This is a genomic window from Escherichia sp. WS2035 (genome assembly GCF_046487065.1).
GTDB classification, from domain to species: domain Bacteria; phylum Pseudomonadota; class Gammaproteobacteria; order Enterobacterales; family Enterobacteriaceae; genus Escherichia; species Escherichia coli.
This window is the reverse complement of the sequence record NZ_JBJQKD010000015.1, coordinates 1-16,078: the sequence shown is the minus strand read 5'-3', so window position 1 is coordinate 16,078 and position 16,078 is coordinate 1. Positions and strand designations below refer to the sequence as shown.

14 protein-coding genes and 3 tRNA genes are annotated in these 16,078 nt (G+C 54.1%); 13 read left to right on the top strand and 4 right to left on the bottom strand.

The features are described 5' to 3' along the window. Positions 1-17: 17 nt before the first annotated feature. On the bottom strand, positions 18-935 hold the full coding sequence (gene gcvA / locus ACJHX4_RS20800; protein ID WP_000044405.1) for a glycine cleavage system transcriptional regulator GcvA: 918 nt from the start codon (positions 933-935) through the stop codon (positions 18-20). A gap of 350 nt (positions 936-1,285) precedes the next feature. Further along, positions 1,286-1,513, bottom strand: a complete 228-nt coding sequence (locus tag ACJHX4_RS20795; protein ID WP_000750398.1) for a YgdI/YgdR family lipoprotein — start codon at positions 1,511-1,513, stop codon at positions 1,286-1,288. 191 nt (positions 1,514-1,704) lie between these two features. Here ACJHX4_RS20795 and csdA point away from each other — a divergent pair, with 191 nt between their 5' ends. Beyond that, a complete protein-coding gene (gene csdA / locus ACJHX4_RS20790) occupies positions 1,705-2,910 on the top strand; it encodes a cysteine desulfurase CsdA (protein WP_001296332.1) in 1,206 nt (401 codons plus the stop codon). Next, positions 2,910-3,353, top strand: coding sequence for a cysteine desulfurase sulfur acceptor subunit CsdE (csdE, locus tag ACJHX4_RS20785; RefSeq protein WP_000184272.1), 444 nt, complete (start codon positions 2,910-2,912; stop codon positions 3,351-3,353). Before csdA ends, csdE begins: the two co-directional genes overlap by 1 nt. A gap of 50 nt (positions 3,354-3,403) precedes the next feature. Here csdE and tcdA read toward each other — a convergent pair whose 3' ends face one another. Both tcdA and mltA read right to left on the bottom strand, forming a co-directional pair. Continuing rightward, the gene (tcdA, locus tag ACJHX4_RS20780; RefSeq protein ID WP_000117716.1) at positions 3,404-4,210 is read right to left on the bottom strand and encodes a tRNA cyclic N6-threonylcarbamoyladenosine(37) synthase TcdA; all 807 of its coding nucleotides are present in this window, start codon (positions 4,208-4,210) and stop codon (positions 3,404-3,406) included. Positions 4,211-4,286: 76 nt separating this feature from the next. Next, positions 4,287-5,384 (bottom strand): murein transglycosylase A, encoded by a 1,098-nt coding sequence (gene mltA / locus ACJHX4_RS20775; RefSeq protein WP_000678650.1) that lies wholly within the window; start codon positions 5,382-5,384, stop codon positions 4,287-4,289. A gap of 208 nt (positions 5,385-5,592) precedes the next feature. Between mltA and ACJHX4_RS20770 the strand changes: the two genes are divergently transcribed. The 11 genes from ACJHX4_RS20770 to ACJHX4_RS20720 form a co-directional block, all read left to right on the top strand. Next, positions 5,593-5,669: transfer RNA gene (locus ACJHX4_RS20770), tRNA-Met, on the top strand. Positions 5,670-5,702: 33 nt separating this feature from the next. After that, positions 5,703-5,779, top strand: a tRNA-Met gene (locus ACJHX4_RS20765). A 33-nt stretch (positions 5,780-5,812) separates the two neighbouring features. Continuing rightward, a tRNA-Met gene (locus tag ACJHX4_RS20760) sits at positions 5,813-5,889 on the top strand. Positions 5,890-6,524: 635 nt separating this feature from the next. Continuing rightward, positions 6,525-7,025, top strand: a complete 501-nt coding sequence (tssB, locus tag ACJHX4_RS20755; RefSeq protein WP_001296334.1) for a type VI secretion system contractile sheath small subunit — start codon at positions 6,525-6,527, stop codon at positions 7,023-7,025. Between the two features lie 58 nt (positions 7,026-7,083). Further along, complete coding sequence (tssC, locus tag ACJHX4_RS20750; protein WP_001296335.1) at positions 7,084-8,622, top strand: type VI secretion system contractile sheath large subunit; 1,539 nt, start codon at positions 7,084-7,086, stop codon at positions 8,620-8,622. A gap of 17 nt (positions 8,623-8,639) precedes the next feature. Further along, positions 8,640-9,977, top strand: a complete 1,338-nt coding sequence (tssK, locus tag ACJHX4_RS20745) for a type VI secretion system baseplate subunit TssK (protein WP_000690901.1) — start codon at positions 8,640-8,642, stop codon at positions 9,975-9,977. Beyond that, entirely contained in the window at positions 9,974-10,639 is a 666-nt protein-coding gene (tssL, locus tag ACJHX4_RS20740) for a type VI secretion system protein TssL, short form (protein ID WP_000712316.1), read from the top strand. The genes tssK and tssL overlap by 4 nt, the downstream gene beginning before the upstream one ends. 12 nt (positions 10,640-10,651) lie before the next feature. Further along, positions 10,652-12,304, top strand: a complete 1,653-nt coding sequence (locus ACJHX4_RS20735) for an OmpA family protein (RefSeq protein WP_001243155.1) — start codon at positions 10,652-10,654, stop codon at positions 12,302-12,304. A gap of 57 nt (positions 12,305-12,361) precedes the next feature. Continuing rightward, entirely contained in the window at positions 12,362-12,853 is a 492-nt protein-coding gene (locus ACJHX4_RS20730; RefSeq protein ID WP_000997068.1) for an Hcp family type VI secretion system effector, read from the top strand. 190 nt (positions 12,854-13,043) lie between these two features. After that, positions 13,044-15,680 (top strand): type VI secretion system ATPase TssH, encoded by a 2,637-nt coding sequence (gene tssH, locus ACJHX4_RS20725; RefSeq protein ID WP_000147344.1) that lies wholly within the window; start codon positions 13,044-13,046, stop codon positions 15,678-15,680. A gap of 11 nt (positions 15,681-15,691) precedes the next feature. Then, on the top strand, positions 15,692-16,078 hold a 387-nt coding region (locus tag ACJHX4_RS20720; RefSeq protein WP_045152059.1), incomplete at its 3' end, for a contractile injection system protein, VgrG/Pvc8 family.

Below are 16,078 nucleotides of genomic sequence, written 5' to 3'. Positions count from 1 at the left end.
GTCGTACCCTACGTAAATTATTGTTCATAACGAAAGCGGAATTTTTCTTGTTCAGCAGCGGCTTTCGCCAGGATCCATTGGCGAAAGGCGGCTATTTTACCCAGTTCTGCCTGGCTGTCATGACAAACCAGATAAAAAGCGTTTTTACTGACCAGAACATCATTAAACGGGCAAACAAGACGTCCGGCTTCAATTTCAGATTGCGCCATCACGTTATTTGCCAGCGCCACTCCCTGCCCGTGGATAGCCGCTTGCAGCACCATGGCGCTATGGCTAAAAATTGGCCCTTGCTGAACGTTGATATGATTTAACCCCAACTGTCGGGTATATGTCTGCCAGTCACGGCGTGACGCATCATGTAATAACGTATGTTTAGCCAGATCTTCCGGGGTCTTCAAGGGGTTTTCGCCAGTCAGCAGTAGCGGCGAGCACACCGGCAATAAATATTCGGCGTACAGTTTTTCCACCCGTAGCCCCGGCCAGTTGCCCCGACCATAAAATATCGCCACATCAACATCATCCGCCAGCTTATCTTCCTGACGATCAACCGCCTGGATTCGAACATCAATTCCCGGATAAGCTGAATTAAAGCTGGAAAGTCGCGGAACCAACCAATGAATGGCGAAACTGGGGAGTAAACTGACCGTCAACGCCCCCTTAGCGCTACGGGCCTGGAGTTTACGCGTCGCTTCGGTTAATTGCGAAAATATCTCTTTGATATCGAGGAAATAGCTTTGCCCTTCCTCGGTCAGCAGGAGTGAACGATTACGGCGGCGGAACAGTTTTAGCCCCAGAAAATCCTCAAGAGACTTGATTTGATGACTTACTGCGGCCTGGGTCACAAAAAGCTCTTCTGCTGCGCGAGTGAAACTTAAATGGCGTGCTGCGGCATCAAAAACTCGTAAGGCATTTAGCGGTGGTAATCGTTTAGACATGGCTTTTAAACTTTGATGTTAAATGAATTTAACAATTAGATTACACTGTGTAACCTATTAGTTTTTTTAATCTGAGCCATTATAAATTGTCCGTTGAGCTTCTACCAGCAAATACCTATAGTGGCGGCACTTCCTGAGCCGGAACGAAAAGTTTTATCGGAATGCGTGTTCTGGTGAACTTTTGGCTTACGGTTGTGATGTTGTGTTGTTGTGTTTGCAATTGGTCTGCGATTCAGACCATGGTAGCAAAGCTACCTTTTTTCACTTCCTGTACATTTACCCTGTCTGTCCATAGTGATTAATGTAGCACCGCCTAATTGCGGTGCTTTTTTTTACCTTGCGATCGCGAATTACTGATCCAGTTCGACCATCTCTTTCACGTCGGTACGGTTGATCTGCTGTTTGTTGCCATTAGCGTCTTTATACGAAATCATACCGGTATCGTTATCAGTCTGTGGTTTGCCGTCAGAGACGATGGTACGTCCGTCATTGGTGTGCATCACATAGTTCGAACCGGAACAGGCGCTCAGGGCAAAAGTCAGCATACAGGCAGAAATAATTGCGGCAGTCTTTTTCATCATCTTCTCCTTAAAGCGATTAATAAATCTTAATAGTATTGATTAACAGGCTAAAATTAACGCCTAACACTATTCAGCATATGTTACTGACGCGGCTTCGCCAGGATATCCAGATAATTCTGATGGTTAGCACTCTCCTTGTATCAAAGTGAATTTTGCGTCACGATCGGTGCATCAAGCCGAGGAGTACCATGAACGTTTTTAATCCCGCGCAGTTTCGCGCCCAGTTTCCCGCGCTACAGGATGCGGGCGTCTATCTCGACAGCGCCGCGACCGCGCTTAAACCTGAAGCCGTGGTTGAAGCCTCCCGACAGTTTTATAGCCTGAGCGCCGGAAACGTCCATCGCAGCCAGTTTGCCGAAGCCCAACGCCTGACCGCGCGTTACGAAGCTGCGCGGGAAAAAGTGGCACAATTACTGAATGCATCGGATGACAAAAATATCGTCTGGACGCGCGGCACCACTGAATCCATCAACATGGTGGCGCAATGCTATGCCCGTCCGCGTCTGCAACCGGGCGATGAAATTATTGTCAGTGTGGCAGAACACCACGCCAACCTCGTCCCCTGGCTGATGGTCGCCCAACAAACGGGGGCCAAAGTGGTGAAATTGCCGCTTAATGCGCAGCGACTGCCGGATGTCGATTTGTTGCCAGAACTGATTACTCCCCGTAGTCGGATTCTGGCGTTGGGCCAGATGTCGAACGTCACTGGCGGTTGCCCGGATCTGGCGAGAGCGATTACTTTTGCTCATTCAGCCGGGATGGTGGTGATGGTTGATGGTGCTCAGGGGGCGGTGCATTTCCCCGCGGATGTTCAGCAACTGGATATTGATTTCTATGCTTTTTCAGGTCACAAACTGTATGGTCCGACAGGCATCGGCGTGCTGTATGGCAAACCAGAACTGCTGGAAGCGATGTCGCCCTGGCTGGGCGGCGGCAAAATGGTTCACGAAGTGAGTTTTGACGGTTTCACGACTCAATCTGCGCCGTGGAAACTGGAAGCAGGAACGCCAAATGTCGCTGGCGTCATAGGATTAAGCGCGGCGCTGGAATGGCTGACAGATTACGATATCAACCAAGCCGAAAGCTGGAGCCGTAGCTTAGCAACGCTTGCAGAAGAAGCGCTGGCGAAACGTCCAGGCTTTCGTTCATTCCGCTGCCAGGATTCCAGCCTGCTGGCCTTTGATTTTGCTGGAGTTCATCACAGCGATATGGTGACACTGCTGGCGGAGTACGGTATTGCCCTGCGCGCCGGGCAGCATTGCGCTCAGCCGCTACTGGCAGAATTAGGCGTAACCGGCACACTGCGCGCCTCATTTGCGCCATATAATACAAAGAGTGATGTGGATGCGCTGGTGAATGCCGTTGACCGCGCGCTGGAATTATTGGTGGATTAATGACAAACCCGCAATTCGCCGGACATCCGTTCGGCACAACCGTAACCGCAGAAACGTTACGCAATACCTTCGCACCGTTGACGCAATGGGAAGATAAATATCGGCAGTTGATCATGCTGGGGAAACAGCTTCCGGCTTTGCCAGAGGAGTTAAAAGCGCAGGCTAAAGAGATTGCCGGATGCGAAAACCGCGTCTGGCTGGGATATACCGTGGCTGAAAACGGCAAGATGCATTTCTTTGGCGACAGCGAAGGGCGCATTGTGCGCGGCCTGTTGGCGGTGTTGTTGACTGCCGTTGAGGGGAAAACCGCTGCCGAATTGCAGGCACAGTCGCCGCTGGCATTGTTTGATGAGCTGGGATTACGTGCGCAACTTAGCGCCTCACGCAGCCAGGGGTTGAATGCGTTAAGCGAGGCGATTATCGCTGCGGCGAAGCAGGTTTAAGCACAGAACCAGGTCGGATAAGACGTTCGCGTCGCATCCGACCTGATTGTTTACCCCTGACGCGCCGCTTTCGCCATCATCTTCTTCAGCGCATGAGAAACCGCAACAAAGCCAAAAGTGGCGGTCACCATCGTCGCCGCGCCAAATCCTGAGGCACAATCCATCCGCTTTGGCCCTTCCGCCGTGGCTTTCATCGCACAGACGGTGCCGTCTGACTGCGGGTACACCAGCGCTTCGGTAGAGAACACGCAATCCACGCCGAGCTTACCTTTACTGTTTTTCACTACGCCAAAATCGCTTTTCAGGCGCTCGCGCAACTTCGCCGCCAACGGGTCCTGAATCGTTTTCGCCAGATCGGTAACCTGAATCTGCGTCGGGTCAATCTGCCCACCAGCGCCACCGGTCGTGACCAGCGGGATTTTATTGCGCCGACAATAAGCAATCAGCGCCGCTTTGGGCCGTACACTATCAATAGCATCAATCACGTACGAATAACCGGCATTCATATATTGCGCTACGTTATCCGGCGTCACGAAGTCATCCACTACCGTTACACGGCACTCCGGGTTAATCTGGCGAATACGCTCCGCCATGACTTCCGCTTTTGCCAGCCCGACGTTATCGCGCAGAGCGTGAATTTGCCGATTGGTATTGGTGACGCACACATCATCCATATCGATAAGCGTGATTGCACCAATCCCCGTGCGCGCTAGCGCTTCCGCCGCCCAGGAACCGACACCACCGATACCAACCACACAAATATGCGCGTCAGCAAACAGTTGCAATGCTTTTTCACCATACAGACGCGCTGTGCCACCAAAACGCTGACGCCATGCATCACTAATTACCACAGACATAGCACCTCAGAATTAAAAAGGGTGAGGTTACCCCTCACCCTGTCATATCCGTAAAAACGGCATACAGAATATCACATCAGCCGCTAAAGACGTTACCTGCGCCCGGGGCGGTTTTCAGCACCCAGACACGTCCATAGTGGTTGTACCAACCTGCGCGGTGTCCGGCTTCCGGCCCGATCCCTTGATAGATATCGAAGTGTTGGCCTTTGATTGCGCCACCGACATCCAGCGCCACCATCAGACGCAATTCGTACTGACCGTTAAATTTGCCGTTATTATCCAGCAGCGGCACTTCTGCCAGCAAGGTAGTACCTGGCGGAATAATTGAACGATCGGAGGCAACAGAAGCACGGCCAACCAGCGGCACCGCACTTGCCCCTTTCACCGGTGCAAAAGATTGCGGTTTAAAGAAGACGAAAGACGGGTTCTGTTCCAGCAGCTCGCGAACCTCAGCTTCACTGTGTGTTTCGCCCCAGTGACGAATCGCCTGCATCGACATATCTTCTTTTTTCACTTCGCCACGGTCGATCAACACCTTACCAATGCTGCGATAGGCATGACCGTTTTTCCCTGCATAGCTGAAAAAGTTAAGCGGACTGCCATCACCAAAGTCGATATACCCGCTACCCTGCACATCCATAATGAAGTTATCCATCAGGGAGTTACTGTAAGCGAGAATATATTTATCACTCAGCGCTCCTGCGTAGATCTCCGCACGAGACGGCAGACGACCACGTTTTGGCGGCATACGGTAAATCGGATACTGGAACTCGCCCTGACGGGTATGGCGCGCCTGAATTACCGGCGTGTAATAGCCTGTAAACTGCACGTTACCATAGTTGTCGACACCTTCCATCTGCCAGGCATCAATGCCGAACTGGCGCATATTGCGGGTATCACCGCCTGCGCGCAGCCACTCTTGCACCGCGTTATAAACATTACTCTGGTTGCCATACAGACGCGGTGACGAATTACGGATATGGTTAATTTGCTCGGCAAAATCACCGGCATTAATCGGCGCGCCAACGGCATCTGGCTGGTTCACCAGAGAGAAAGGCTGGGTAAATTTCCCGTCTTTATATTGCTGTCCGCGATCGGTTGGTTTGGAAGAGCAGGCGGCAAGCATTGCCACAACCGTGCCCATAAGAAGGTACTTTACCCAACGTCCTTTCATTGTTCTCTTCTTCAGGTTAAAAAATAAGGCGCAACGAAGATAACAAACCACCGCGTTTAATGAAATGAGCAGCCTCTCCCTGACGCAAATTTTGCACAAAAAATAGGCTCTAGTGATTTGTTTTTGTTCAAAATCATGCCAAATCCGTGATCGGGGTAAAAAAAAGGTTGCATGAAAACGCGAGCAGAGTATAGTGCGCATCCACGGACGCGGGGTGGAGCAGCCTGGTAGCTCGTCGGGCTCATAACCCGAAGGTCGTCGGTTCAAATCCGGCCCCCGCAACCAATTAAAATTTGATGAAGTAAAGCAGTACGGTGACGCGGGGTGGAGCAGCCTGGTAGCTCGTCGGGCTCATAACCCGAAGGTCGTCGGTTCAAATCCGGCCCCCGCAACCAATCAAAATTTGATGAAATAAAGCAGTACGGTGACGCGGGGTGGAGCAGCCTGGTAGCTCGTCGGGCTCATAACCCGAAGGTCGTCGGTTCAAATCCGGCCCCCGCAACCAATTTATTAGAATGCTGACAAACCGCAAAGCGACTATTAGCTTGCGGTTTTTTCGTTTTTACGCCTCCTTACCCGTTTCAGTGAAGCCTGAGACAATGAGTAAACCGTTAATATCCCTCAATCAAAGCTATCCATCTTATTTATATATTAAACATATACCCCATTAATGAATTTCATTTATATATTCTATAAATCAATTTATTTTGGTTATGTTAACATTTCAATATCACAACAGGGCGCTACGCTTATATAATTCTTGTACAAAAAACACACAACCTTTTAATTAGTAGAAAAATTAATAATTTTTTGTGGAAGCCCGGACAATAAGTTTCATGAATATCTTAATAGGCTCTCATACTACCCAATTTCTTAAAAGTGCAAATTTGTGAAGCTTATCCTGTTATTATTTTAAGTTTCATGCCAAATTCTCTCACCAGATAATGCCGCCCTCTCCCGAAAAATAATCAAGAGGCCAAACAATATCTAAAATGATACAACTGTATCTATTCCCCTGAAAAATACATTATTCATTTGTATATTTTCCTCATCATTGCTTTTTATTTAAATCATCCGATAATCCCCTGAATATAATTATGTCAATAACCATCAGAAAAAGTGGATGATGAGGAAAAGGATATGGCCGACAGTTTCCAGAATGAAGTTCCCGCCGCTCGTGTAAATATCAAGCTTGACCTGCATACAGGCAATGCTAAAAAGAAAGTTGAACTCCCCCTCAAGCTTCTTGCCGTAGGCGATTACAGTAACGGAAAAGAGCAGCGTCCGCTGTCCGAACGGGACAAGATTGATATCAATAAAAACAACTTCAACAGCGTCATGGCTGAGTTTTCGCCTGCGGTTAATTTAACAGTAGAAGATACGCTAAACGGAAACGGTAATGAACAAAATATCGCGCTTGAATTTAAAAGCCTGAAGGATTTTGAGCCCGAACAGGTAGCAAAAAATATTCCACAACTTCGTGTATTACTCGCTATGCGCAATTTACTACGTGACCTGAAATCCAATCTGCTGGATAACGCAACGTTTCGCCGTGAACTGGAAAATATCCTGAAAGACCCGACGCTCAGTTCAGAACTGCGTGATGAACTGGCGAAAATTGCGCCGCAGGAGAACGTTTAACCCGAACGCGTATTCAGGTTAAACCGGAGAAGAAAGGATCACTGAAAAGGAAATGCTGATGTCTGTACAACAAGAACATGCCACCTCTGAAACTGCAACACTCACCACCACTGAGTCCGGCGGCGTTTATCAGTCCCTGTTTGATAAAATTAATTTAACCCCGGTCTCTTCCATTCAGGAAATCGATTCATGGCAAAACAGCGAAACGCTGGCCGATGCCTCACCCGATGAGCGCGTGACGGCGGCTATCCACGTTCTGCTTTCCTGTCTGGCGAAGTCTGGCGAGGACGTGGTTAAACTCGACAAAAGCCTGCTGGATTTTCATATCGACGATCTGGATCAGAAAATCAGTAAACAGCTTGATGCAGTCATGCACCATCCGGAATTCCAGAAAGTCGAGTCGCTCTGGCGCGGCACATGGTTCGTCGTACAGCGCACTGATTTTCGCAAAAATGTCAGAATTGAACTGCTGGATGTCAGTAAAGAACATCTGCGGCAGGACTTTGATGATTCTCCGGAAATCATTCAAAGTGGTTTATATCGCCATACATACATTCAGGAGTACGATACGCCGGGTGGCGAACCTGTAGCCTCATTAATATCCAGCTATGAATTCGATAACAGCCCGCAGGATATTGCCCTGCTGCGTAATATTTCCAGAGTCTCTGCTGCATCACATATGCCCTTTATCGGTTCCGTCGGACCGAAGTTCTTCCTTAAAAACTCGATGGAAGAAGTCGCCGCAATTAAAGATATCGGCAACTATTTTGACCGCGCGGAATATATCAAATGGAAGTCGTTCCGCGATACCGACGACAGTCGCTACGTGGGATTAGTGATGCCGCGCGTGCTGGGCCGTCTGCCCTATGGGCCGGACACAGTGCCGGTACGCAGCTTTAACTATGTGGAAGAAGTCAAAGGCCCGGATCACGAAAAATACCTCTGGACAAACGCCTCGTTCGCCTTTGCCGCCAATATGGTGAAGAGCTTTGTGAATAATGGCTGGTGCGTGCAGATCCGTGGTCCGCAGGCGGGTGGCGCAGTGGCCGATCTGCCGATCCATCTTTACGATCTCGGCACCGGCAATCAGGTCAAAATTCCGTCCGAAGTGATGATCCCGGAAACCCGCGAATTTGAATTTGCCAACCTTGGCTTTATTCCGCTCTCTTATTATAAGAATCGCGATTACGCCTGCTTCTTCTCAGCGAACTCTGCCCAGAAACCGGCGTTGTATGATACCGCTGACGCCACCGCCAACAGTCGTATTAACGCCCGTTTGCCCTATATTTTCCTGCTGTCCCGCATTGCGCATTACCTGAAAATCATCCAGCGCGAGAATATCGGTACCACCAAAGACCGCCGCGTACTGGAACTGGAGCTTAACACCTGGATCCGCACACTGGTGACGGAGATGACCGATCCGGGTGATGAACTGCAGGCGTCTCACCCGCTGCGCGACGGCAAGGTTATCGTGGAAGATATTGAGGACAATCCGGGCTTCTTCCGCGTCAGACTCTTTGCCGTGCCGCATTTCCAGATTGAAGGGATGGATATCAACCTGTCACTGGTTTCCCAGATGCCGAAAGCGAAAGCCTGACCGGGCCGTGGTGTGATATGAAAATTCATCGACCACTGTGGGCTGAGGGGACATTCCTGTCCTCTCAGCAGTTTCAGCAGCAGGCCCGCTGGGAAGCGTTCAGCAATGACAGCATTGCGCAACTTTGTATTCGTCATCCGTGGGGGATCGCGAATGTGCTCTTTGACCGCGATGCCCTGACGTCCGGAAAGCTGAAAACGCAGGCTGTACGTCTGCGTTTTGCTGATGGCACGCTGATCGATTCAGACGTGAGTGACGTTCTGCCGCTCGCCTGCGATCTGCGCGCGCTGAAGAACGACAGCGCGATTGTCCTGCTGGCGCTGCCGCTTGCGCATGGTAACGGCGGTAATCTCGGTCAGGGTGAGCAGACTGAAAGACCGCTGCGCTATCGTCAGGAATGGCAAAAGGTGCAGGATATCTACGGCAGTGACAGTGAAGATATGGCCGTTGAGCGTCATGCGCTGTCCCTGCGCTTTGCTCATGATAACAATCAGGATTACATCACCTGCCCACTGGCGCGTCTGGTGCGGGATGTTCAGGGCAACTGGACACAGGATGAGAGCTATATTCCGCCGTTACTGGCGTTTAACGCCCATGACGGGCTGGTACAGCGTCTGGACACGCTGCTGTTGCAGCTACGGGCGAAGTGCCAGCGTCTGATGGCGATGCGCCGGGAAAGCAACCAGCGTATGGCGGACTTCGCTGTCGCCGATGTCTCCCTGTTCTGGCTGCTTAACGCGCTGAACTCCGCCGAGCCGGTACTGAGTGATTTCCTGCGCTACCCGGCGGTTCATCCCGAACTGGTCTGGCGGGAGCTGGCGAGGCTTGCCGGTGCGCTGCTGACGTTTTCCCTTGAACATAACGTCAGCGCCGTTCCGCCCTATGTCCACGAATCGCCGTCCATCGTCTTTCCGCCACTTTTCTCCCTGCTCAGCGAACTGCTGGAAGCCAGCCTGCCGTCACGGGTGATCGCGCTGGATCTGGCGTCCCTGCCGGGCAACCGCTGGAAAGCAGACCTGCACGATCCGCGCCTGCGGGAAGAGGCCGACTTTTACCTGTCCGTTCGTTCCTCTCTGCCTGCGCATCAGGTACTGCACCAGCTACCGCTGGTCTGCAAAATCGGTGCGCCTGATGACGTCACGCTGCTTATCAATGTGGCGCTGAATGGTGTTCCACTGGTGCCGCTTACCTCAGTTCCGGCAGCGCTGCCACTGCGGCTGGAGAACCAGTATTTTGCGCTGGATATGCACAGTGACGCGGCTAAATCGATGCTGGAGTCCGGGTGCTGCATGATTTATGCGCCGGGAACAATGGGCGACCTGAAACCTGAACTGTTTGCGGTGCTGCGCACATGAAAAAAGAGACGGATATCAATATCGACGCGCTGCTGCGCGACACGTTTCTGACGGTGGTGGAACTGCGTCAGGGAACCACCGTGCGTCACGGTATGGAGCTGTATCGCCACTGCCAGCGGCAGGTGGAACTGGTCCGCGAACGCCTGAAAGATGCCGGGTTCAGCCGGGAGAGCGTGGAGCACATTACTTACGCGCAGTGCGCCCTGCTGGACGAAACGGTCCTGAGCCGTGGCGGCATGGACGACGGTCAGGCCATCTGGATGAAGGATCCACTCCAGTCGCATTTCTTCAACACTCTGCAGGCCGGTGAGCTGCTGTACGAGCGGATGAAGCAGGTGCTACAGGAGCCCGCCCCCGCGCAGGCCGTGCTGACCTGCTTTCACCGTGTCCTGCTGCTGGGATTTCGCGGGCGTTATCAGGATCCGGCAGCCCCGGAGCGCGACCAGCTTATTTCGACGCTCAACGGGCAGGTCGCGCCATTTGGTGTGCTGCCGGAAACGGCGGTACTGAACGTGCCGTTATCCCCCCGTCAGCACCCTTTGCTGCATTCGCCGTTTTTCTGGCTGGTGACGCTCACACTGGTACTGGCCGGTGTCTGGTGGGGGCTACATTACTGGCTGAACGTGCTGGTGGATGAACTGCTGCCGCAAAGTCTGCGTTAAAGGGAGTCGTGAGTGAGGAATGCGCTGAAACAGACGGTTTTGTTATGGACTCTGTTGTTGCTGCTGACTACCTGGCTGGGTTTCTTTGCTGTATCTGCGGTCGTGAAGTATGCCGTGGTAGTGATTCTTGTCGCCGTCACAGCGGCGGTGATGGCGTACTGGCATAAGAAAAAGGGACAGGTCGTAGCGGACGACGTATGGCCGTCATCGCTACCGCCGGAAACCTACCGACAGCCGGTAGTGCTGGTCTGTGGCGATATGTCGGCGCACCTGTTCACTGACAGCCCGGTCCGGCAGGTTTCAGAAGGGCTGTATCTGCCTGTTTCTGATGAAGAACAGCTTGTGGCGCAGGTGGAGCGATTACTGACCCTTCGCCCGGCGTGGGCATCGCAGTTTGCCGTGGCGTATACCGTCATGCCCGGCATGTACCGGGATGCGGCGGTTCTGACCGGACAACTGCGCCGGTTCGCTCACAGTATGGCGACGGTGCGTCGCCGGGCGGGCGTAAACGTACCCTGGCTTCTCTGGAGCGGGCTGTCCGGCTCGCCGTTGCCGGAGAGAGCGAATTCACCGTGGTTTATCTGTACCGGCGGCGAAGTTCAGGTAGCAACATCCGCAGAGACCACCATGCCCGCGCAGTGGATTGCACAATCCGGCGCACAGGAACGCAGTCAGCGACTCTGTTACCTGCTGAAAGCCGAAAGCCTGATGCAGTGGCTGGATCTGAATGTGCTGGCGGAACTGAACGGCCCGGAGGCGAAATGTCCACCACTGGCGATGACCGTTGGGCTGGTCCCCTCGTTGCCTGCGGTGGATAACAACCTGTGGCAGTTGTGGATCACCGCCAGAACCGGCCTGACGCCGGATATCGCGGACACCGGCACAGACGATGCGCTGCCATTCCCGGATGCCCTGTTACGGCGGTTGCCGCGTCAGTCGGGCTTTACCCCGCTGCGACGGGCCTGCGTGACCATGCTGGGCGTCACCACCGTGGCGGGTATCGCCGCGCTGTGCCTGTCAGCCACGGCAAATCGCCAGTTATTACGGCAGGTCGGTGACGATCTGCACCGGTTTTATGCCGTCCCGGCGGAAGAATTTATCACCAAAGCCCGTCACCTGTCGGTGCTGAAAGACGATGCGGTCATGCTCGATGGGTATTACCGGGAAGGAGAACCACTACGTCTCGGTCTGGGGTTATACCCCGGTGAACGCATCCGCCAGCCGGTATTACGCGCCATTCGCGACTGGCGTCCGCCTGAGCAAAAAATGGACGTGACGGCTTCGCTTCCGGTTCAGACCGTGCGTCTTGACAGTATGTCGCTGTTTGACGTCGGACAGGCCCGCCTGAAAGACGGCTCGACAAAAGTGCTGGTGGATGCGCTGGTGAACATCCGGGCAAAACCGGGCTGGCTGATCCTCGTGGCCGGATATACCGATGCCACCGGCGATGAAAAAAGCAATCAGCAGTTATCGCTGCGGCGTGCCGAAGCGGTGCGCAACTGGATGCTGCAGACCAGCGACATCCCGGCCACCTGTTTTGCCGTACAGGGACTGGGCGAGAGCCAGCCTGCGGCGACCAACGACACGCCACAGGGCCGGGCAGTCAACCGGCGTGTCGAAATCAGTCTTGTTCCGCGTTCTGACGCCTGTCAGGACGTGAAATAAAACATACCGCCGGAAGAAGGCGGTGCTTCAATCACACTAACAAGGAGAGTAATTCTCATGGCTATTCCTGCTTATCTCTGGCTGAAAGATGACGGCGGCGCGGATATCAAAGGTTCCGTGGACGTTCAGGGGCGCGAAGGTAGCATCGAAGTGGTGGCGCTGGATCACGATGTGTACATCCCGACCGACAACAACACCGGCAAACTGACCGGTACCCGTACTCACAAGCCCTTTACGTTTACCAAAGAAATCGATGCCTCCAGCCCGTATCTCTACAAAGCTGTGACCACCGGCCAGACTCTGAAAACGGCAGAATTTAAGTTTTACCGCATCAACGATGCCGGTCAGGAAGTGGAGTACTTCAACATCACGCTTGATAACGTCAAGCTGGTCAGAGTCGCTCCGCTTATGCACGACATCAAGGATCCTTCCAGAGAGAAGCATAACCACCTGGAACGTATTGAGTTCCGCTACGAGAAAATCACCTGGACTTACAAAGACGGCAACATCATTCATTCCGACTCGTGGAATGAGCGTCCTTCCGCCTGATAACTGCGGCAGACAGGAAACTGTCTGCCTTTTTGTTGTGTGCTTTGTCCAGTGCCGCAGGCACCGGTACTGAGCAAAGCATACCCACAATCTGGTGAAACCTGATGGGCCTGAGTGAGGTAACGGCTATGGGCGGTAGCGTGCCTGAACGCGGATCGCAGGAATACAGAACACGATAAGGAAACCTTCTATGACCGGAAATCACCCCGCCGCGCTGCTGCGTCGCCTTAACCCATACTGTGCACGGGCGCTGGACGCTGCCGCCTCACTGTGTCAGACCCGCGCCCATGCGGAAATAACCATTGAACACTGGCTGCTGAAACTGCTGGAGCAGGGAGAAGGCGATATCACGGTGATTGCCCGCCGCTATGAATGGGATATCGACACGCTCTGGCAGTCTCTGCTGGCACATCTGGACACCTTACCCCGCCCGGTCCGCGAACGTCCTCAACTTTCTGAACCGCTGGCAGCGCTTATCCGACAGGCGTGGCTGATAGCGTCACTGGAAGGCGACGATCCACAAATCCGCAGCCAGCATCTGCTGATGGCGCTGACAGAAAAACCGATGCTGCCCGCCTGTAATGACCTGTGGGTATTGCTGAGCCTGAGCCGTGTGCAGCTTGAGCGGCTGCGTCCCCTGCTGGATGCGCAGTCGGATGAATGTCCGGCACGTCAGCCACAGGTCACCGAACCGCTGACATCCGCGCAACCCGGGGCGGCAACGACGGACGCACCGGCAAAAACGCTGACGGGGAAACAGGATGACGCCCTGCTGGCGGTGCTTAACCGCTTTACCGAAGACGTGACGGAAAAAGCCCGCAGCGGGCGAATCGACCCGGTATTCGGGCGCGACACGGAAATTCGCCAGATGGTCGATATCCTCTCCCGTCGCCGCAAAAACAACCCGATTCTGGTGGGAGAACCGGGGGTGGGCAAAACCGCGCTGGTGGAAGGGCTGGCGCTGCGTATCACCGAAGGCAACGTGCCGGACAGCCTGAAAACGGTGCATATCCGCACACTGGACCTCGGTCTGTTACAGGCTGGCGCGGGCGTTAAAGGTGAATTTGAACAGCGGCTGAAAAATGTCATCGATGCAGTGCAGAAATCACCGGAGCCGGTACTGCTGTTTATTGATGAAGCCCATACCATTATCGGTGCGGGTAATCAGGCAGGCGGCGCGGATGCGGCGAACCTGCTGAAACCGGCGCTGGCAAGGGGCGAACTGCGCACCATCGCGGCGACCACGTGGAGCGAATACAAACAGTATTTTGAGCGCGACGCCGCGCTGGAACGCCGCTTCCAGATGGTGAAAGTCGACGAGCCGGATGATGACACCGCCTGCCTGATGCTGCGGGGACTCAAGGCCCGCTATGCACAGCACCACGGCGTACATATGCTGGACAGCGCCATTCAGACCGCCGTGCGCCTGTCGCGCCGCTATCTGACCGGACGCCAGTTGCCGGACAAAGCGGTTGATTTGCTGGATACCGCCGGGGCAAGAGTCCGCATGAGCCTTGACACTCTGCCGGAGCCGTTGACGCAGCTTCATGCGCGACTGGCGGCGCTGGATATCGAGCGGGAGGCGATTGAGCAGGACAGCGTGTTTTATCCCGAAACCAGCCCGGAGCGGCTGGCGGAACTGACCGATTTGCGTGATGAGCTACAGGCAGAAGCCGGGCATCTGGAAGCGCAGTATCAGCAGGAAAAGGCACTGGCGCAGCAGATTATGACGTTGCGTCAGGAAGGAACAGACAGCTCTGAACTGCAACAGCAACTGCGGACGCATCAGGGCTTTGCACCGCTGCTGGCGCTGGATGTGGACGCCCGCGCCGTCGCCACGGTGGTGGCGGACTGGACCGGCATCCCGCTCTCTTCCCTGCTCAGGGACGAGCAGAGCGACCTGCTCAGTATGGAACAGAGTCTTGAAAACCGCGTTGTCGGGCAAAGCCCGGCGCTCTGCGCCATCGCACAGCGGCTGCGGGCGGCTAAAACCGGCCTCACGCCGGAGAACGGCCCACAGGGGGTATTCCTGCTGACCGGCCCCAGCGGCACCGGCAAAACCGAAACTGCGCTCACACTGGCCGACACCCTGTTTGGTGGTGAAAAATCCCTTATCACCATTAATCTTTCGGAATACCAGGAACCGCATACCGTTTCCCAGTTGAAAGGCTCGCCTCCAGGCTACGTTGGTTACGGTCAGGGTGGCGTACTTACCGAAGCCGTTCGCAAACGCCCTTACAGCGTGGTGCTGCTCGACGAAGTGGAAAAGGCGCATCGCGACGTGATGAACCTGTTCTATCAGGTGTTCGACCGGGGCTTTATGCGCGACGGCGAAGGGCGGGTAATCGACTTCCGCAACACCGTCATTCTGATGACCGCCAATCTGGGCAGCGACCACATCATGCAACTGCTGGAGGAAAAACCGGACGCCACGGACGCAGACCTGCATGAACTGCTGTATCCCCTTCTGCGAGACCATTTTCAGCCTGCACTGATGGCGCGTTTTCAGACGGTGATTTACCGCCCGCTGGGACAGGAGGCGATGCGCACCATTGTGGAAATGAAACTGGCGCAGGTGGTCCGCCGTCTTCACCAGCACTACGGACTGGAAACGGAAATCAACGACAGCCTGTATGACCAGCTTACCGCCGCCTGCCTGCTGCCGGATACCGGGGCGCGCAATATCGACAGCCTCCTGAACCAGCAAATCCTGCCGGTCTTAAGCCAGCAGTTGCTGGCACAGCAGGCCGTGCATCATAAGCCTGCCCGACTGCGGCTTGGCTGGGATGAGGAGGACGGGATTGTACTGGAATTTGATGAGAAATAATGGAGGCTCTTATGAACGTACAGTTCTTCGACCACGCACACCACAAGCTCAAAATTCGCGGCCTGAAAAGCCCGGTGGACGTGCTGACTTTTACAGGCCACGAACAGCTCAGCTCACCCTTCCGCTACGACATTGAGTTTACCAGTACCGATAAAGCCATCGAGCCGGAGTCGGTACTGATGCAGGACGGCGCATTCAGCCTGAGCGCCCCGCCGGTACAGGGGATGCCGGTGCAGGTCCCCCTGCGCACCCTGCACGGCGTCATTACCGGCTTTAAACACCTCTCCTCGTCACAGGACGAAGCCCGTTACGAAGTGCGCCTTGAACCCCGTATGGCGCTGCTTACCCGCAGCCGCCAGAACGCCATCTACCAGAACCAGACGGTGCCGCAAATCGTC